The organism is Planococcus sp. SE5232, assembly GCF_050686535.1.
Classification (GTDB): Bacteria; Bacillota; Bacilli; order Bacillales_A; family Planococcaceae; genus Planococcus.
On sequence record NZ_JBOGCP010000003.1, the window covers coordinates 285,749 to 305,098 of the forward strand.

Below are 19,350 nucleotides of genomic sequence, written 5' to 3' on the forward strand. Positions count from 1 at the left end.
TAATACTTACATACGGGACATTTTTTACAATCAGGTCTTTAGAGGAATCGCTGATTTGGTTCTAGGAGTTCCCTCAGTCGGCTATGTCATCAATCATTTATGAACAGCCGTAATCTCTTCCATCAACCGTACCCATTCTTCTCTCTTGAAATCATACAATTCCAGTTCTGTTTTTCTCAGCACCAGGTGGATGCTGTCGAATTTCTCGTCCGATCGGAATCTCCACCAGCTTTTCACTGTGGATGTCTTGGTGCCTGGCTCATAATAAGTCAATGTAAATTCGGGATCGATGATGTCGTCTACTCGATCGATCTCTATATGATTGTGCGGGAAATCAATATAAAGGCCAAGCGCCGCTTTATGAGGCGTAATGGACCCAATTTTATACGCCGAGTGCGCGTCCTTCTTCTCAAGTGCGCCACTCCAAGGAACCGGATTATCGCTCAAGATCAATATCCGGCCGGCCTCATCGGTTTCAATCCGGCAATTCGGCAAACTGTTAAACACTTCTGTCATCTCGTTCATTTTTTGTTCTACGGTTTTGTTCATTTTGTTATCCCATTCCTTTCAACTCATCTATCAACCATGAATGCTGCACTTTCTGCCAGGCAAGGTCATACTGTTTTTTCTAATCCACTACCTGTTATTCTATCACGTCCCGCTGATTGCTTCGTGTTTAACTTGGAGTGTATGGTCAGAATCGCTTAAAATTGTTTCTTGCACGGAACACTTTTTTTGCTTGAAATGGGTCGATTAAGGATATAGTAGCTGTACAAGATCTTTTCGATTCGGTATCACCTGCTTTTTTCTGATAAGAACTTTTCCTATACTCGATTTTTTAGCTTTACACGACACTTGAAACTGAATCGATCAGCAGGCGTGTTAATCATTAGGAGGTCTCTAGGATGAACCCACAAATCTTAATCGTCGGAGCTGGCCCCACTGGACTGGCTCTTGCCTATAGCCTGGCGCGTCAAGGCGTGCCGTTTCGGATCATCGATAAAAACGCAGGAACCGGCACAGCGTCACGGGCGCTCGCCGTGCATGCGCGCATATTGGAGCAGTACGAGCAACTGGGCCTGGCCCAACGCAACATCAAGCGGGGGCATCCGATTTTGTCGCTGGATGTCAGCGACGGCAAACGGGTGAGAGCCACAGTGAAATTCCATGAGTTGGGCAAAGGGCTGAGCCCGTTTCCGTTTATCTTGAGTTTGCCGCAGGACGAGCACGAAGAAATTCTCGTGGACGAATTAAGTAAAATCGGCATCGAAGTCGAATGGAACACCTCGTTGCTTTCGTTTGAAGACACAGGAGTTGGCGTGAACGCCGTGATGCAGCAACAAGGACAGCCAGAAGAAACAGCGGAATTCGCCTATTTATGCGGATGCGACGGGGCCGGCAGCATGGTACGAAAAGGACTGGGATTCGACTTTCCCGGCGGTACGTACAAGCAATTATTCTTTGTCGCTGATATCGTAACCGAACAGCCGGTAGACGATATGGAAAAGATGGACATGTACATGGACAATGACGGCTTTATGCTGTATATGAACGTCCGCAACGCCAACACCAAACGAATTCTTGGCATTGTGCCCGAGGAATTCAACGAACGCACCGATGTCGAGTACCATGAAATCACCAATTACATTGAAAGCAAAATCCGCGTGAGCGCGGCCAAGGTCAATTGGTTTTCGACCTACCGCGTCCATAACCGAGTCAGCGAGCGATTTGCCAAAGGGCGCACCTTTATCCTGGGCGATGCCGGCCATCTGCACAGTCCGACCGGCGGACAAGGCATGAACACCGGCATTGGGGACGCCATCAATTTGGGGTGGAAACTCGCTGCGGTGGTTCAAGGCAAAGCTGCTCCCAGAATATTGAGCACCTACGAACAAGAGCGCATCGCCTTTGCGCGCCGGTTGATCGCGACGACCGACAAAGCATTCCAAACGATCGTCAATCAAAAACTGCCCGGCACGTTGCTGCGGGAGTATGCCGTACCTTACATCTTGCCGTCCGTATTCAAATTTTCCTTCCCCTCAAAAAATGCATTTAAGTTCTTGTCTCAAATCCACATCAATTACCGCAACAGCCACTTGAGCAAAGGCAAAGCCGGCAAAGTCTACGGCGGCATGCGCTTGCCGTGGATTGAAACCGCAAACGGTGATAATTTTGCGCCGCTGCGCTCCGTCGATTGGCAAATTCATATATACGGCAAAGCGCAGCCCGAGCTCATCGACTTTGCCCGCTCGCAGTCGCTCCAGCTCCATGAGTTTGCCTGGGAAGCTAGAATGAAAGACGCAGGATTCAAACAAGATGCGCTGTACCTGATTCGACCGGATGGGCATGTGGGGCTTGCGACTGAAAAGCAGTGGCTGCGTGTGTTGAAAATGTATTTGGAGACTTATGGGATTGTGGCTTTTGGAGCGGAGTGAAACAGAAATAAAAAAGGAGGCTGGAGGCATGAACCCATGATGGGATCATTCCTCTAGCCTCTTCTTACAAATATATATTAAGCATTTAATTTATATTGCGCTGCCTTACCATACATGCCGTTTTCAGCTGTTACATCATTCAATTCAGCAATAATGACCTTAGGTCTGGAAGGACCGACTATTGTAGAAATATAGCTAACTTTAAATGTGTAAGTAGCTTTTTTGCGGAAGTTTCGATATTCAAGCGAATCTTCTGTAGTTGTCCAATAAAAAACATGGCCATCTCTATCTATTAAAGCGATTACTCGATATTCGTCGTTTTCAAAGCAAGAAACAAACTCAAGTTCCTTCGTATATTTCTTTCCTTTTTCAAATCCGTTCACTTCTTTGATTGCAAGCACCATCGAAATACACCTCATTCCATAGTGGTATGCATTTAATATAACAGAACTAACGTTCGATTTCTAGTCAAAAGATTAAAAATATTAGAATATTTAGTTCATTTAATAAATTTTGTTGGGACTTCGTTCTATACGCGATGAGTTTGAAGGTATGAAAGAATTAGGTATAGTTAATCCACGATTGAATAATGTCTATCTTGTTTATATGAGTCGGCGGAAACCTGATCTATGGTCCCAGATATACTGCTTATGGAAGTCTGAACAGCATTAAGTGCTTCATCGAAGTCAATTACTTCTTTGATCAACATACGAAAGCCGTATCTGTTAACCTTTGAGGCTGCGAGATACGGCTTATTCTTCATGCAGTTGTAGTTAAGTAACTCAATCCTTTTTGACACAGGGGCGCGTTTTTATTCACCTGCTGCCGTAATCTTATAAATCGCACCGCCATCAGTGCTTGCAATAAGCGCGCCATCCTCAGTTACAAGAATATCACGGAAACGTTCGCCTTTATCAGTTAATAGACGTTCTTCTCCAACGATGGTGTCACCTTCAATAACGACACGTGCAATATAGCTCGACACTAAACCACCGATGAACAAGTTGTTCTCCCATTCAGGAATGGCGTCGTTATCATAGAATGAACTACCACTTGGCGCACTTGTTGGATCCCAATAATATCTTGGTTCAATAAAGCCTTGCGCTTCGTGTTCTGAAATTCCATCATTGATTAATTCGCCCGTGTACTCGATACCATAAGAAACAATCGGCCATCCATAATTATTGCCTGGTTCAACAATATTCAGTTCATCCCCAGCTTGTGGACCGAATTCAACAATCCATAAGTCTCCTGTTTCAGGGTGGAAGTCTATACCTTGAATATTACGGTGACCGTAGCTGTAAATACCATCCAGTGCGTCTTCATCTTCGATAAATGGATTCGACTCTACTGGTTCTCCATCTTGTGTAATGTGAATGACTTTACCCAAGTAAGCATCTAAGTCTTGTGCACGTTCGCGAATTGGATCATCTGAACGTTCACCAGTTGTTAAGAACAGGTTGCCATCTTCATCAAAGATAATACGTCCACCATAGTGTAAGTCACCTTCATATGCTGGTGTTGCTTGGAAGATTACTTCAAAATCTTCAAGTGAGGCTTCATCTTCTGATAACACACCTTTACCGACAGCAGTTACAGTACCACCTTCAACATCTTGAGAAAACGTCAAAAATACTAATCTTGAATCGTCAAAATCAGGTGCAACGGCTACATCAAGTAAGCCACCCTGACCTGAGTTATTTACTTCTGGTGTCCCTTCGATTGGTTCTGAAACAGCAAACTCATTGAGGTTTACAATAAGAAGTTCTGCTGTATCTCTTTGCGTAACAAGTAAGCGGTTTGGTTCAAACTCTGCCATCCCCCATAACACGCCAAGACCGTCAACAACAATTTCTTCATTAAGTTCTGTTTCAGTCTCTACTGCAGGTGCTCTTGTTTGTTCTGGAAATGCTGGTTCAAACTCAGTAACTTTTGGTTCAGTTTCTGCAGGTTCTCCATCTGTACTTTCCCCAGCGCCCTCGTCAGCAGGTTCTTCTGTTTCAGCATCCTCTTCCACAGGTTCTTCTGTTGTAACATCCGGCTCATCCGTTACTTCTTCGTCTGAAGCTTCATCATTGCCACATGCTGCCAAAGCCAATACAAAGATCAGCATTATAAAGAACAGTAATCTTGACCACGAAACTTTTGTCATCGTTTTCTCTCCCCTTTCTAAAATAGTAATCTGAATGTATATTGAAGTTCATTTCCCCTGAAATCCAGTAAAAAAATGGTTAAGACTTTCACGTCCTAACTAAAAATATGAAACTCCTAAAATAATGCTATCACAATTTTCTGAAAAACAATAATAATATTACTTTTATATGACATTTACTAAATTCTTGTAATAATATCTTAATAAAAGGCAACAATCGGAGTTGCCGCCTTTTGTGAGGTATTCAGCCTGTCTTTGTCTCGCATCCCCTGCACGGCGTAATGCTTCACCGATGTTACGTACACATAGATCCTTAATGCTGCTGGCAGCCATCCCCACCATCTATGTTGCAGTGCCTGAGTCTGGGTCGCATAAGAAAGCAATGTTCCAAGAGACAGGTAGTCTTCAGGGAAACCGAAGCCGAGGAAAGATACCCCTGACTCTATGCCAATATTTGCAGCGAATGATCATGTTCCGTTTACGATGATGATATCCACCAGGTTCGGCATCATCTGTGAAAATATGATTTTGATTGGGTTACTCCCCAGGGTTCTTGAAGCATTGATATACTCAAGCTCTTTCTCCTGCAGCGCCAGCGAACGGATCAGCCTTGTCGTACCTAACCACAGGAATAAAGGCACAATTGCACTGAACTTCCAACTATCATTATTTCTAGCAGTCCTTAGATCATCCCTGTGTAAGACAAATTATGAATATTTACCTTTTGAGATAAAAATAAGAAAGCCGCATCCGTTAACCCTTAAGGTTTCTGGATACGGCTTATTCTTCATGTAATCGTAGTTAATAAACTGAATTGGATTTGACATAGAGGCGCAATTTTCATGTGTAGAGTATAAATTGTAGTGTATTGTTAAAATCGTTTGAAATTGTTTCTTTCGCAGGGTCTCTCTCTCAATTATATTTCAATAAAAATAGTTTCTAGGAATAAATCAAGTTTTAAAAATCATGTTACTATTAATTTACCGGAATTTCCAAGCACTTTCCAATAACAATATCTCCTAAGAAGCGAGTGAAGTTAATGCTACAAACTATTGAAATATATAATGTTAAATCATTAAAATCTGTAAGAATCGACTTTAACAAAGTCACCAACTTACTCGGAAGTAATGGGACTGGAAAGTCTAACATTATAAATGTACTAAAATATGTATACGATGCTCTTGACACTAATGAAACAGTAAATTTGCAAGATTCTCTAAACCCTTATATTCAGAACTCTGAAATCATTCTGAAATATGACATGAAACTAATAAAAACTATAGCCAGAAATGCCTTAAGTGACAAAGTAATAGATAGTAATGTACACCATTATTTTCGGAAACTATTAGAAATTTGTAAGGAATATGCCAATAATGAAAATATATTAGAACTTAAATTAAATCAAAGTAAAACTGGTGAAAAGAAGTTCAACATAGAGTCTTATGAAGTCCGAAAAATAATTAAAAATCTTTTTCCTTTGTATATAATTAAAACTAGAGAAATAAATTTAATTGATTGGGAAACTATTTGGGATGTAGTAGCCGACATTGGAAGATTCCCCCAAAAAAAGGATAAAGATATAAAAGAGGCGATTGAAAAATCATTTCCTCAAATTAATAAGAAAACTAATAAAACATATTTAGATGTTATAAGGGAAACAATAGCTGGTAACGGTATTGAAATTAAAACTAGTAATATAAACTCAGGACTATATCAATTTTTAATTGGTGGGAATAGTTTTACCTACGATAAAAAAGATTTAGAACATTATTCCGATGGTTTGAATTCATTTAATTACATTAAAATTTTTTTAAAATTAATTAATTTAATACCTGGTTTTAAAATTAAATATCCTATAATACTAATTGATGAACCAGAGATCGGTCTTCATCCCAAGTATATTGACCAACTAGCAGAACTCTTTATTGAAAGTAACTCTAAAATCAGAATAATATTAGCGACACACTCTTCAAGACTTTTAAAAACATTAATGTCAGAAAATAAAGATGTAAATTTATACCACTTGAAATTAGTTGACAATTATACTATTTGTAACAAAATGAATTATTTGTTAAATCTTAAAGGTAAAAATTTAATCACTGAGGAAGAAGCAAGTTATTTTTTTTCAGAAGCTATTGCCTTTGTAGAAGGTATTTCTGAGTTGGAACTATATCATCATAAAAGATTAAATGAATTATTTCCAACCTTAAAAAGAATTAGCTTCTATAGTTTTGATAGTAACAATCAGAAACTTAAAGTCATACATCCTAAAGAGAAAGACTTATCTATCCCATATTTAACAATAGTTGATTCTGATAAAATTTTTACATATGATTATTCAACGTCAAAAATCAATTTTTTGACAAAATCTAGTATTTACAATCCATTTGCAGATACTAATATGCAAAAAAAGGAGATTTTTCATTACGGACAAAAGCGTACTGATACTCTCCATGTTAGAAATCAAATACTGAGAGTTACTAAAAATGTTAATTTTTATTTTGATGACTATTGGGGAATTCTAAAAGGTAAGAATATTTATCATGAGGAGTTATTAAATTTAATTAATAGATATTGTTTAGAGTACAGTGTTTTTCCTGTAAAAACTACTCTTGAAGGATGCCTAATTAATCGACAAACTATTAAGATATATATTAGTTGGCTCGAATCTGAAAATCCTAAAAAATTGCTAGTTATTAGGGCCCTTTTTTCGACATATAAAAACAGAAATATAAACATAACTATTGCAAGACTTATACAAAAAGGAAAATTCGATAATATTTTAACTAGAAAACAAATGAATGAGCATTACAAAAAAAAGAACCTTTCAAATAGCATTATTAATCAATTATTTGCAGATATTGATAGTTTGAGCACAGATAAAACGCAGTGGATAACTTCTTTTTTAGACTACTGGTTTGAAGAACACGAAGATTTGACAATAACTCAAAGAAGAGATAAGTTTAATAATGATTTCCCTGAGTTATCAAGCATATTAAATAACCTCTTAAATTTAATTAAGTAGAAATTTTTCCATCATGAATTTTTAGGTGGAGACCTAAGTGATTTAAAAACCTTAGGAAATAAAATAACACCTTGTAACAACAATCTGGTTAGCATGTATAGTCGCCTTTAATCTGTCGCACAGCGAGGCGTTGAGAGGTACTAAAGGAGGGTTTATATTGTTTATATATCAGGGAGATTTCTTTTATAAATATATTCTAAGTACAACTAAAAATAATACTAAATTACTTAAACAAGAAGAAGTTTCGAATGCGTATTCTTTAATGCACAAACCGAAAAGAAACGGTGTTCGAAAAATCCAATGTCTAAAAAAAGATACTGAACTATACGTACTACAAAAAAAGCTTTTACACCGATTCTTAGAAAGCATTCCTTTATCTGAGAGTTGCTATGGCTTTGTAAAGGGTAGATCCTATTTTGATTTTTTAAACAAGCACACCTATCCTAAAGATGAAGTAAGACACTTTTTAAAAGTAGATATAAAAGATTTTTTTCATTCAATTTCTTCCGATAAAGTGGCTCAATCATTAAGCCATTATATTAAAACTGATTCTATCGAGGAGAATAGAGAAATACTTCGTACTATCAACCGTATAGTTACGCTTGATAGTTCTTTGCCTCAAGGGGCAGTTACTTCTCCCTGTCTATCAAATATCGTTTTTAGAAGGATTGATATTCGGCTATTAAAATATTGCGAAAGGTTTAATGTTAAGTACACCCGATATGCTGACGATTTATTATTTTCATCAGAATCAAATGTTGTACTTAAAGCCTTTTTTCTAAACACTTTAAAGAAAATATTAAAGGAAAATCATTTTGATATTAACTTTATGAAAGTAAGAAAAAGCTCACAAGAAATAAGGTTTAACGGATATGTAGTGGGAGATCAAATTAGACTAAGTAGAAAAAAAACTGCGTCATTGAATAGAGTATTATATATTTGTGATAATGAAACCACTGCGCCCAAAATATTAAGTAGTTTAAAAACCTCTGAAGGAAACAATGACCGTCATTTTTATACTATAGAAAGTTTAATTAGATATTTAAATGGACATAGGTCATTTTTAATCGGATTTAAAAGATTTCAGAAAGATAAAATTAGAAATTCTAAAGTTAATAATCAAATAAAAAATATTGAAAAGTCCGTTCTTCAATTAAGTCAACTCTAGTATTTGAAATTTTTTCAATAGCCCACTTATCTTAGATGACTTCAGTATTAAGCGGACCACTGAAAAAACCTCCCTTGAAAAATGAACTGACCAAGTAATATAAGACACAAGAAAAAAACCTAGACTGCCATTGTCCGATACTCAATCGGGGAATGGCAGTTTAATTTTTGGAACGGTGTAAACGTTAAACTAGATTGGTTCTTACGCTCTTTTGGTGAATGAAATTGCTCTCTCTAGTTTAGCGGTTACAAAGAGCCGATTTATTCTAGTGGTTACAAGCCCCTTGCAATCCATGCCGTATCTTCTGGTTACTTTTTTTCGACTGATGACCGGCTAGTATTCTTGGAGAGGTCTTACCTCAGTTTCAACAGTAAATTTCACCATAGAAAAACTGCACCTCCATTGTTAGTTGTATCTAACAATGGAGGTGCAGTTCAAACCGTTTATACGAGTGACTAAAATGAAAAATCCACATCCGAAATTTTGATAGTACAGATGTGGAGTGTATAGAATATTTGTAGTGTATTGTCAAAATCATTTAGAATAGTTTTTACAAAGCAGCGCGATACTGAGTTGAGTCAGTTGATTTTTTACAACATTTTTTTGAAGCTCCTGAATCAAAGTGCAATGGCATTTAATTCGCTGTAATTTTTTCTAATATTTACGTTTGAAATAATCCGTATTACCCTTAAGCCAACGAACATCTACTTCACGACCATTGATACCCATAACGTATTCTTTCTCTATCTCCATCAAATCCCCTATATAGACAACAACTTTTCCTTCTAATATTTCGAAATATTCGTGTTCATACATAATATCGCATCCAAACAAGCAAAGTGGCATAACTATATATGGATCAGTTCTCTCATCTTCTATGCAATTGGCTCTCTTCTTTTTATGAGCACAAACCATGTTACAAATACTATACAATTTCCCGCAAATTGCACAGTATTCTGAGGTCTTCCCGAAGAACAGCCATTCTCTTAGAATGGATTGTTCTCTACGAAGTTGGACTTCTGCCAAGATACTTGTTCCCCCTAATCTTTCAAGTCGTTTCTTAGTTTTCTCATACAAGTTCATTGATGCTAAAGCATCAATGATTATAAATTGATAATTACCTCTTCCATCACTTCGATCAATATAAAGTATAGGGGATTGAAATAAAGCTTTATCATAATTAGGCTTTAGATAACCAAGTGATTCAAGATAATTACTTAGTTCGCTATAAGGTAAATTTATCTCATCTCTCTCCCGATAAAATCGCAAGATATTTTGCTCAATGTTATTAAGAGCTTTTTCATCTACTAAAAGAGTTATCTCATCATTTTCGTAGATTGTTTTTGTGCTTTCTTCGAGGTAAATAGTGATTATTTTTTGACTTGGAGTTCCAAACTGCAAAGTGCGTCGATTAATATAGCGATGTACCACATCGGATAGGATTTCGATTGGAATTTTTTTTGTAACAAATGCAACTTTCTCAAGCACGTTTAATAAGACACTATCCCTAGCCTCCCAGAGGTACCATAAGCCCTCTTGATTTGCATGTGTCCAGTATTCTTTTGAATGAGTAAGAAGGCTTCTAAAAAAAGGAATGTTTCGTTTGTCGAGGTTCTCCTGATCGAACACCTTTTCCAAACATGCAATACCGTGCATCCCTAATACATCTCGTATAATCTGAAGCTCTTTATGAAGTATGTCCTTTTCATTTCTTCGCACCATAAATATAGAAACATTATCTTTAAAATCAGATCGGGTAGGTAAATCAAAGTCTGCTGTACATACTTCATACTCTGGGCACATTCCAAACACATCCACAAGATTATATAATCCATTATCATGAAGCCCCTTATCTGCAAACCCTCGTTGCTCCAATATGCCTTTCAAATCTTTAAACCATATTTTTGCAAACTCGCTTATTATACTTTCAATTTCATAGATAGCATCTTTGTCCTCTTCCTGCACCTTTTGGATAAACTTACCTTCAATGATTTGTCGAATCCTTTCCCGAGTCATTCCTCCATATTCATCAGCAAGAGACTGATAAGTAGTAGCTGGTTGAATCCCGAGTCCAAAATAACTTTGAACGATTTGAATATCTCGTAGAAGGTTATTGCCTCTTCGATTTCTTTTTCTTATAACTCTTTCAATACTATCTTTTGTTAACATAAGGTTTCTCCTTTAAAAAGCTAGTAGATGTTCATTTTTCATTTGTTGCCAGCACGGGAACGCTTTTGTAGTTTTAATACTTGCTAGAGGAATTAGTAAGGGATTCTGATTGTAGGCAACAGCCTATCACTAATGTCATCTATTCATTCTAGCTCTAATCTTTAAACGATAGGAGTACAGCCAATTTGATGAGTCAATTTATTTCACCTAGGTGTTAGATTATTCCAAGCTTAGCAAATTTACTGACCTCGATAATTTCATTTTTAGAAGTTCTCTATTTATTCTTTTAGTGTTACTCTCCGACTCATAATCTGCCCTAGCTGCACACTTTTTCTCTAATCAATAATCAATTTTCATAAATTTCTTTGTGAAAAGCTCAATTTAATAGTTGAAATCGCTGCCCTAATTGTTCCCTTCTAGTCAGTTGTACAAGATACTTTACTTTGCTGTTATAACTCTAAAAGCCGCTCCCTCAACTTCTCATCACTAGCATAAACATAAAGCCCCTTTATCCCCCTCTTCATCAACACATTAATCGAATTCAATATGATCTGCTCCTTCGCTCTTTCAACATCCTCAATGCCATCTTTTCCTCTGAAAGCTTCAGTGTCGCTATATCTTTCAGTAAGGATCTTCAAACAATTATTATGCTCATCATAAATAACTGATGGGCCCAATATCACGCCTACATAATTCAGATCGAAGCCTTGAATCGTGTAGATGGATCCCGCTTCTTTGATGGTCTCCGGCTTTTCTGCCCAGGTGTTTTTGGTATCGGTTGAATTCCAGGGGATTTCGAGACTGTCTTCTCTAATGTAGTACTGCTCGCCATCTTTCTTATGCTCATAATCGAATGTCGAAACCACTCTGGAGAGGCCGTGTTCTTTATTCTTTTCCACTATGGCATCATGCATTTCCTTAGCGGAATTGAATATTTTAAAGTCATACAGCTCGTCTTTAGGAAGTTTACCAATTCGCTTCTCTACAAAATTATCGATCCAGCCGATTACATCGTCTCCAGCATTCATGCGAAACTGTTCTTTTAAAATATAAGGTTCTTCCGTCTGATGGTCCGGCACTAAATTCTTCAGTCGCTCCTCGTCCCAAAAGCTTTTGAGTTTTAAGATCTGTTTTTCGTCGTAGACAACGATGACGACTTTACTGTGTTTAATGATTTCTTCCAATTGATTGTCTTCATTGAATCCATTGAAAGCATCAGCTCTGCTCAGCAATAAATGCGCTTCGTCGACCAAGACAATATCTGCTTTTTCTGCAGTTTTCTTTTGTTTGTTAATGAAGCTTGTGGGCTTATCGAAGTTATTCTTTTTAAGGAACTTCACATTGGCAGCGATGTTTTTATACGTTTTCAGCATCTCTGAATGATTGACGAGCAGATAATTCTTTGTTTGATGAAGATTGGAATTTTTGTCAGCCGTCAGCTCTTGGATGCTATTGAACACGGAACTTAGGACCACACTCTTCCCAACACCCGCTTCGCCCTTCACCATGAATACAAACGTTTCATCATCATGCATGTGCTCTTCGCATACTTCCAGAATTTTTGTTTTAAGCTCGAGCTGCGTCATTGTCAGCTCTTTAAAAGGTGAAAGTTTGAAGATGTCCCTGTTTTCAATTACATGAGCAGGGTTATTAACCATCTTCCTTTTCAATAATTCTTTCCATATATAATTGAAAATCACTTTGTCGTAGAATTCCTTGTTATGGTAGTTGTGCGTGACGCTCTGCGCAGTCTGGCTCTTGTTCTGCAGCTTGTAGCGATCATCGCCTAAGAAATAATTGATGAGTTTGGTTTCGATATTATATGTAGCCGAGCGGTGAAATTCTGCATGAATAATGAGAGTCATTTTTTCTAATTTCTTACGCTCGATATTATTCAAGTGAGCCTTCATCCGATTTTTAAAAGCTACCGTTTCTCCGATATATACGGTCGTATTGTTATTAAGAAAATAAACTACTGGATAGTCGAAGTAAGTATCCTTCTTGATACTTTCTAAGGTGGATTTATTAAAATCCCAGGTTTTCAGTTCGGTTATCCCCATAGATATTCAGCCTCTCTGGATGCAGCAGATTCAATGATTGTTATTAACTATGTATTTCAAGTGCTTATAGCTTTGTTTAAAATGTTGATTCAAAAATAACATGATAATACTAATGTCTTAATATTAGCATTATTTAACTATTAATTGTCTACTTTTGGAAAATTTATTAGCAGTTATTAAAGACTAATTTCAAACGAAACTTCCCAACTGTCGCAACGTTTCATTAGTAAGTGATCCAACGTCGGCAACACCTAAGGAGAGGACCACAAATGCTCAAAATTATAATTCTTTTGTTTTTCATCGCACTGCTTTTATTCGGCTGTCAGCCAGACGATCCTTATGGCGAGTCTGAAATTATTGGCGGCTTTTCCATTCAAGCAAATGCTTCTCCAAACCAGATGAATATTATCGAGCTCCAGGAAATGTATAAGGAAGACAATGTCGGATTGCATGCCACTGGAGAACCCATGTTTCACTCCTTACGACTTTACTATGGCGAATATGGAAATCTCTTGGAGGACTATGTGGTAATTGAAGAAATCCGGATGCCCTATATCGATTATTTCGAAGTAGTTTGGACAGATGATGACCATGTCACCATCAATGTCATGCCTCGAGATGATGTGGTGGAAAATGATGTGGTGCAAATTTTCGAGGTTGAATCGTATGAGTTTGATTTTGTTAGTGAGACATTGACCCGGTAGAATAATGGAGTGGGGTTTCTTATTGCTACTGATTTTGTCGACTTTCTTATTCAGTATTTTTCTGTCCTTGAATTGCGTTCGACGCAGGGAAGCAGTTTATTTAATGAGTATGGATATAACTGAATGAGAGAAAAAGCGGAAGTTTAGAGTCAGTTTTCAATCTGCTTTATTAAGTAACTTTATCTATTGTATGCCCGTCTACCTAACAAGAGGTGAACCATATGAAAAAAGTTAGTATTGGCATATTCCTTACATTCCTTCTCATCTTCAGCGGCTGCTCCAACGCTGATCCGGAGATTACAGAAGCAGAGGCAGAAGCGATTGTCGAGCAGCGACATACGAATTCGTTTGGGACAGTAGAAATCATTTCGATCAGCTATGAGCGCGGCCGGTATGTGGTTGAGTGGGAAAACGAAGGGAATTGCGAATGGGGCGTTGATTACTTGGATGGGCAGAGTGGTGAAATTGAGATGGGTGAGAGGACGATTTGCTGAGGTTGAATCATAGATTTTTGCCTTCAAGCTAAAGAAACCTCCAAGCATGAATACTGCTTGGAGGTTTCTTTAGCGTAAGACCTTATCCAGATTTAGAATAGCTTAGAGTGGGAATGTTTTTGATTTTTTTATAGCAGCGGCTGGATTTCAAAATCACTAATTCAAAGTATCGAAAAGACCGCTGACAACAATGTTAGCGGTCCCTTAAACTTATTTAAAATTAATTTTTAGCTGCTGATTAAACGGAGTAGCTGAAAAACAGCAGCTCCTTACTCCAAAGTCTTGCTCCTTTTTATCAAAGCCCTATCGTATCCACTGCATGAGTAGCATCCGCATTACTGTATCCTTCAAACTCCAATTGTTCAATCAATCCAGATCTTGAAAAGGAAGTATACTCGATATAATCTTCGGCTGCCAATACGGCTTGTTCGCTCCAGTCCACAGTTATTTCTCCTACCGCGTTAGTTGCATCCGCGTTACTATGACCTTCAAATTCCAATTGTTCGACTAATCCACTTTGTGAAAACGGCGTATACGAGATATAATCTTCAGCCGATTTCACTGCCTGTGCGCTCCAGTTTACATCGATTTGTTCTACAGCGTAAGATGCATCCGCGTTACTAAAACCTTCGAATTCCAATTGCTCGACGAGTCCGCTTTTCGAAAACGCAGTATACGCGATATAATCTTGGGCCATTCCGACCGCTTGTTGCTGTGAAGCTGACCCAGCATTTTCCGCTGCTTGACGCTCTGCTTCTTCAGCTTCGGCTTTCGCTTGTTCTTCTGCTTTTGCCTCTGCTTCTGCAAGTGCCTTCGCTTCTGCTTCCGCTTTTTCTACTGCTTCCGCTTCAGCCTTTGCGTCAGCTTCAGCTTTTGCTTGTGCTTCTTTCTCAGCTTTTGCTTCTGCCTCAGCTTTTTCTTTCTCTTCTACTTCAGCCTCTGCCTTTTCTTCTGTTGCAGCTTTTTCTGTCTCTGCAGCGTCGACTTCTGCCACTTCAAGCACAGGTTCGTCTGCCTCAAGCGTCTCCTGACTGCAACCGCTTAAAAGAATCATTAGTCCAGCAACCGATAAAATCTTTTTGTTTTTCCACATAAGTACCCGCTCCTTTCAGATAGTGAAGATATGATAATGATGATTTTATGAACCGTAAGTTAAACAAACCACTTACAGATGCAGATAGGTCTTTTTATTCACCTTAAGTAATCAATTAGAACTACTTAATTGATAATATACCACAATACTCGGGAGGTTTATATAGCACGTGGGTAGTTAATTTCCACCAAATTTGGTCGCCTTTATTTCTTCTCGTTCTCTCTACACAGATTTATGTTATTTCCAGAACACAAAAACGCCCTTGCCCCAAAACAGGTAAAGCCGAAATCATCGGTTTCATTTACAAGAACAGCAATCCAAGCCCTATCACAACCCCACTGACAAACAGCACAATAAGGCAAAAGCCCATGATGTCTTTGGATTTGAGGCCAGCAATTGCCAGTGCCGGCAATGCCCAGAAAGGCTAGATCATGTTCGTCCAAACGTCTCCCTAAGCAATAGCCATGGTTACTTTCGTGGTATCGGTGCCGAGCATAGTTAGAGCTTGATTTTTTCTTTATTCGTTCCGTAAGGATTCAGATGCCTGGTCACCTACCATATAATTTTCTCCATGACAAAAAAGCTTTTGAAGAGCCAGCCTGCTCTTCAAAAGCTTCCCGCTATTCATATGTAGGATAGGACTCAATCAGCTCGCATCTTGCTGCTTCCTGCGCTTTCTCCAGACGGTGCTGATGACTTTGAGAAGAAACACGGCCAGAAAGGCGAATGGAACAATCCGTACGATGTATTCCCAATAAGACATATCGCTATTTTGATAGATGGCCGTCCCGATGGTCGCACCCAAAAAAGCCAAGAAAAAAATTCAAGATTGGATCGGCTTTCTTTGAAATTATCGGCTCTTTCAGCCAGGATGCCAACTTACTTTTCCTCTTTTCCATATAAACCTCCTTTGTTGTGCTTATTTCTTTTTTCCATGGCGGGCAATATTAAGGCGTACAGCAGGAATCCAGCAATGGCTTGGCCGATAATGTGAGTCCATACCGGTGAACCATTTAATATAAAGGTCGCGACAAATCCAATGATTCCAAAGACCAAAGTTCCTAAAATCGTGTTTTTAACGCGCTTATTCATCAAATCCCACTTTCATCTGGTTGTCTGAAAAAAGCTCTCTTTACTGATACCCTTCTATAATTACTGGAAACCAATGGGTAATAAAAGCTGAATTCTCTTTGTTTTACTGATTGATTTCTTTGCGGAATTACTTCTAAAAGTAATGCCTACCTTTCCTCTACTTCCAATTTACGCCTATTAAAAACAGATTAGAGAAGAAGGCATTTTTTATGGCAGAGTTAAATGCAATGTTGGCATGGACGTTTACACAAGAAATCGATGTGCCGACGTCGGTTAATGAGTTGTTAGTTCCAGGTGAAGTGGCGCAAATCGCCTATAAGATGGTCCGCGATACAGCAGTCGTGACGGACAAGCGCTTCATCATTTCCGACAAGCAGGGATTGACGGGCAAGAAAGTCGAGGTCTACAGCATTCCTTTCAAATCGATCATCATGTACTCATCAGAAAACGCTGGCACGTTTGATTTTAATACGGAGCTGGAACTATGGACGAGTATCGGCAAGTTTAAATTGAATTTGGCGAAGAAAGTGGATATCCGTAAACTTGATAAGGTGATTGCGGAAGCGATTTTGTAAGAATGGACAAATGGCCATTTCCTTGAGGGAAATGGCTTTTTTAAATACCTTTTTAACTTCGACAGAAATTTTACCTTCCGGCGAAAGACACGTTTCCTTTAAGACTTATTAAAATGAATAAAATGGAAAAACACACCCGACATGCTGAAACATCGGGTGCTTCAACCTATGGAAAATAAATTGTCACATACTATCCAGAAATTTCTATAACCGTTTTTTACTTAAGGATGCGCTTTTTCACTTTCTGCACTTCATACTGTTCATTTACTAGTTGCAGAAGAACGCTTGAGCCAAGCACTAATCATTTGACGGTAATAGGGAGTCGAAACAGCTAAAGCCGGCAGCACCTCAAGTTCCAGAGCCGGAATAAACGATGGATTAATTTCCGAGATGTCATCTTTTTTTTCTGCAACCCACTGCTTGATCAATTGTTCGTTGACTTCGGGATGAAATTGAATGGCGTATATATTGTCTTTGATTCGGAACGCCTGATTCGGATAGAGCGCACTGGATGCCAACAATGTGGCCGAATCTGGTAAATCGAAGCGGTCTTCATGCCATTCCATGAAACGGAAATGCAGAGGCAACACATTGAAAACCGGATCATTCTCCGCTTCAGCGGTTTGGGTTAGTTCTGTGATTCCAAATTCAGTAGTCCCCATTTTTTCTACTTTTCCACCGAAGGCGGAGGCGATCAATTGAGCACCGAGACAGATTCCAAAAATCGGTTTATTTTGCTCATGAAATAGTCGAATTGTCTCTTTGATAGCTTTCAAAAAAGGAAATGCATCCTCATCATTTGCTCCCATTACCCCGCCCAGGATCACCATGGCCTCGAATTGTAGCGCCCTTTGCAAAAGGTCTGTCTCACTCTCCATTTCCATAAGCTCATAATCAATCCCTTGTTGTTCTAATGCTGCTATGGTTTCTCCCGGAGAAGCAACTTGGTCGGGCTGAACGATAAGTATTTTCATCAGCTTTCACTCTTTCTATCATTTAAATGCCTATTCTCTTTTTAATAAATAGTAGAATACAATTTGCGTTCCCATTCTTCTACTCGGTAAAAATGCAAATTCCATTCTTCTTGTTTAACTTTAATGAATTCCTGCCAGATATCACGTCCAATGGTTTCGGCCAAAATTGTATCTTCCTTCAAATGATCTAATGCCTCTTTAAGGTCACGGGGCACCCATTCGATGCCGAGCGCTTCCAGTTCTTGACCGGATAAGCTTCCCGCATCTTTTTCAAGCGGCATTCCCGGATTCATTTTTTGACGGACACCATGAAGGCCCGCAGCGATTAGGGAAGCAGACAGTAAATACGGGTTGCATGTTCCATCTGCGCCGCGATATTCAAAACGTCTTTCACGCCGAGGCTCGAGTACACGCACCAGGCTCGACCGGTTACCGGCACCGTAACAGATATGTGCAGGTGCCCATGAACCAGGCACCATCCGTTTATAGGAATTGACCGTCGGAGCTCCGATGGCCGACAAAGCTTTTCCGTGATGAAGAATACCGCCGATAAAGTGATAGGCGGTTTCAGACAGGTCCAACCCCCGGCTGTCATTGCTGTCTTTAAACAAGTTTTTTCCCTCATCAAACAAGCTGATATGAACATGCAGACCGCTGCCCGCCAAATCGTTGAACGGCTTCGGTGCCAAGGTCCCCACCATTCCCATTTCTCTCGCCAAATGTTTGAACAATTGCTTGAACGTCACCTGATCGTCGGTGGCCTTCAGGCAGTTATCGTATTTCAAATTGATTTCTACTTGTCCCGGGCCATATTCACTGGAGACCTGTTCGGTTTCCACGCCCATTTCCGACATGGTTTCGATGAATCTTTGGATGAATTCATCCTGGATATCCAGTCCGTCAGTCGAAAAACAAGGACTACTGTCCGCCGGCACCAATCGACCTTCTTCTTCTTTCAATAAATACGCTTCCTGTTCATAGACCATCTTGATTTGTCCGCCTAAAACGTCTTCTGCCTCTTTCAATAACTTTTTCAAGGCGCTGCGGGGACACCCTGCCCATGGATTGCCATTTTCATCAACCAGGTCACAAAACATCCGGGCAGTCTTCCGTCGATGTGGTAAGACGACGAATGTCCAAGGGTCCGGCATAGCGAAAAAGTCTCCAGCATCTGAGCCGTATAAGGGGTTTGGAATATACGTATCGAACATTGTGAAATCCATGATTGCTGCACTGAAGTTGACTCCTTTTTCCATGGCGTCTACAATCTGCTCACGTCGGATCGTCCGAGCCCGCGTGGATCCAGTGTAATCTAGGAATTCGATCCGGATGTAATCAATGTCCTCTTTTTCGATTCTACCGAGGACGTTGTTGATTTCCATCTGCTTTTCTGAAGTTTGTTGAGTCAT

General features: G+C 39.1%; 15 protein-coding genes and 2 pseudogenes. 6 read left to right on the plus strand and 11 right to left on the minus strand.

The window, feature by feature from the left end; genetic code table 11:
- Nucleotides 1-93: 93 nt before the first annotated feature.
- Nucleotides 94-549: a hypothetical protein gene (locus tag ACRC6Q_RS12605; protein ID WP_431466694.1), complete on the minus strand. Its 456-nt coding sequence runs from the start codon at nt 547-549 to the stop codon at nt 94-96.
- A gap of 356 nt (nt 550-905) precedes the next feature.
- Here ACRC6Q_RS12605 and ACRC6Q_RS12610 point away from each other — a divergent pair, with 356 nt between their 5' ends.
- Nucleotides 906-2,435: an FAD-dependent monooxygenase gene (locus ACRC6Q_RS12610; RefSeq protein ID WP_431466695.1), complete on the plus strand. Its 1,530-nt coding sequence runs from the start codon at nt 906-908 to the stop codon at nt 2,433-2,435.
- Between the two features lie 77 nt (nt 2,436-2,512).
- Here ACRC6Q_RS12610 and ACRC6Q_RS12615 read toward each other — a convergent pair whose 3' ends face one another.
- From ACRC6Q_RS12615 to ACRC6Q_RS12625, 3 genes and pseudogenes are all read right to left on the minus strand, one after another.
- Nucleotides 2,513-2,839 (minus strand): hypothetical protein, encoded by a 327-nt coding sequence (locus tag ACRC6Q_RS12615; protein ID WP_431466696.1) that lies wholly within the window; start codon nt 2,837-2,839, stop codon nt 2,513-2,515.
- A 407-nt stretch (nt 2,840-3,246) separates the two neighbouring features.
- Nucleotides 3,247-4,587: a PQQ-dependent sugar dehydrogenase gene (locus ACRC6Q_RS12620; protein ID WP_431466697.1), complete on the minus strand. Its 1,341-nt coding sequence runs from the start codon at nt 4,585-4,587 to the stop codon at nt 3,247-3,249.
- A gap of 249 nt (nt 4,588-4,836) precedes the next feature.
- A pseudogene (locus ACRC6Q_RS12625) lies at nt 4,837-5,240 on the minus strand (ABC transporter permease subunit); the annotation flags it as partial.
- A 386-nt stretch (nt 5,241-5,626) separates the two neighbouring features.
- On the opposite strand from ACRC6Q_RS12625, the gene ACRC6Q_RS12630 reads away from it, so the two are divergent.
- Both ACRC6Q_RS12630 and ACRC6Q_RS12635 read left to right on the plus strand, forming a co-directional pair.
- Nucleotides 5,627-7,612: a retron Eco8 family effector endonuclease gene (locus ACRC6Q_RS12630; RefSeq protein ID WP_431466698.1), complete on the plus strand. Its 1,986-nt coding sequence runs from the start codon at nt 5,627-5,629 to the stop codon at nt 7,610-7,612.
- A gap of 157 nt (nt 7,613-7,769) precedes the next feature.
- Nucleotides 7,770-8,780, plus strand: coding sequence for a reverse transcriptase family protein (locus tag ACRC6Q_RS12635; RefSeq protein ID WP_431466699.1), 1,011 nt, complete (start codon nt 7,770-7,772; stop codon nt 8,778-8,780).
- Between the two features lie 654 nt (nt 8,781-9,434).
- Here ACRC6Q_RS12635 and ACRC6Q_RS12640 read toward each other — a convergent pair.
- Both ACRC6Q_RS12640 and ACRC6Q_RS12645 read right to left on the minus strand, forming a co-directional pair.
- Nucleotides 9,435-10,949, minus strand: coding sequence for a hypothetical protein (locus ACRC6Q_RS12640; protein WP_431466700.1), 1,515 nt, complete (start codon nt 10,947-10,949; stop codon nt 9,435-9,437).
- A gap of 449 nt (nt 10,950-11,398) precedes the next feature.
- The gene (locus ACRC6Q_RS12645) at nt 11,399-13,009 is read right to left on the minus strand and encodes a DUF2075 domain-containing protein (protein ID WP_431466701.1); all 1,611 of its coding nucleotides are present in this window, start codon (nt 13,007-13,009) and stop codon (nt 11,399-11,401) included.
- Nucleotides 13,010-13,278: 269 nt separating this feature from the next.
- Between ACRC6Q_RS12645 and ACRC6Q_RS12650 the strand changes: the two genes are divergently transcribed.
- Both ACRC6Q_RS12650 and ACRC6Q_RS12655 read left to right on the plus strand, forming a co-directional pair.
- Nucleotides 13,279-13,713, plus strand: a complete 435-nt coding sequence (locus ACRC6Q_RS12650) for a hypothetical protein (RefSeq protein WP_431466702.1) — start codon at nt 13,279-13,281, stop codon at nt 13,711-13,713.
- A 221-nt stretch (nt 13,714-13,934) separates the two neighbouring features.
- Entirely contained in the window at nt 13,935-14,207 is a 273-nt protein-coding gene (locus ACRC6Q_RS12655) for a hypothetical protein (RefSeq protein WP_431466703.1), read from the plus strand.
- 295 nt (nt 14,208-14,502) lie between these two features.
- On the opposite strand, the gene ACRC6Q_RS12660 is transcribed toward ACRC6Q_RS12655, so the two are convergent.
- The 3 genes and pseudogenes from ACRC6Q_RS12660 to ACRC6Q_RS12670 all read right to left on the minus strand — a co-directional run bounded on the left by ACRC6Q_RS12660 (nt 14,503) and on the right by ACRC6Q_RS12670 (nt 16,392).
- On the minus strand, nt 14,503-15,300 hold the full coding sequence (locus ACRC6Q_RS12660) for an Ltp family lipoprotein (protein ID WP_431466704.1): 798 nt from the start codon (nt 15,298-15,300) through the stop codon (nt 14,503-14,505).
- A 301-nt stretch (nt 15,301-15,601) separates the two neighbouring features.
- Nucleotides 15,602-15,808: pseudogene (locus tag ACRC6Q_RS12665) on the minus strand (TIGR00366 family protein); the annotation flags it as partial.
- A gap of 371 nt (nt 15,809-16,179) precedes the next feature.
- Nucleotides 16,180-16,392, minus strand: a complete 213-nt coding sequence (locus ACRC6Q_RS12670) for a hypothetical protein (RefSeq protein ID WP_431466705.1) — start codon at nt 16,390-16,392, stop codon at nt 16,180-16,182.
- A gap of 209 nt (nt 16,393-16,601) precedes the next feature.
- Here ACRC6Q_RS12670 and ACRC6Q_RS12675 point away from each other — a divergent pair, with 209 nt between their 5' ends.
- Nucleotides 16,602-16,967 (plus strand): PH domain-containing protein, encoded by a 366-nt coding sequence (locus ACRC6Q_RS12675; protein ID WP_431466706.1) that lies wholly within the window; start codon nt 16,602-16,604, stop codon nt 16,965-16,967.
- Nucleotides 16,968-17,227: 260 nt separating this feature from the next.
- On the opposite strand, the gene ACRC6Q_RS12680 is transcribed toward ACRC6Q_RS12675, so the two are convergent.
- Together ACRC6Q_RS12680 and ACRC6Q_RS12685 are read right to left on the minus strand one after the other, a co-directional pair.
- On the minus strand, nt 17,228-17,941 hold the full coding sequence (locus ACRC6Q_RS12680) for a type 1 glutamine amidotransferase (protein ID WP_431466707.1): 714 nt from the start codon (nt 17,939-17,941) through the stop codon (nt 17,228-17,230).
- A gap of 41 nt (nt 17,942-17,982) precedes the next feature.
- Nucleotides 17,983-19,350, minus strand: a complete 1,368-nt coding sequence (locus tag ACRC6Q_RS12685; protein ID WP_431466708.1) for a glutamine synthetase family protein — start codon at nt 19,348-19,350, stop codon at nt 17,983-17,985.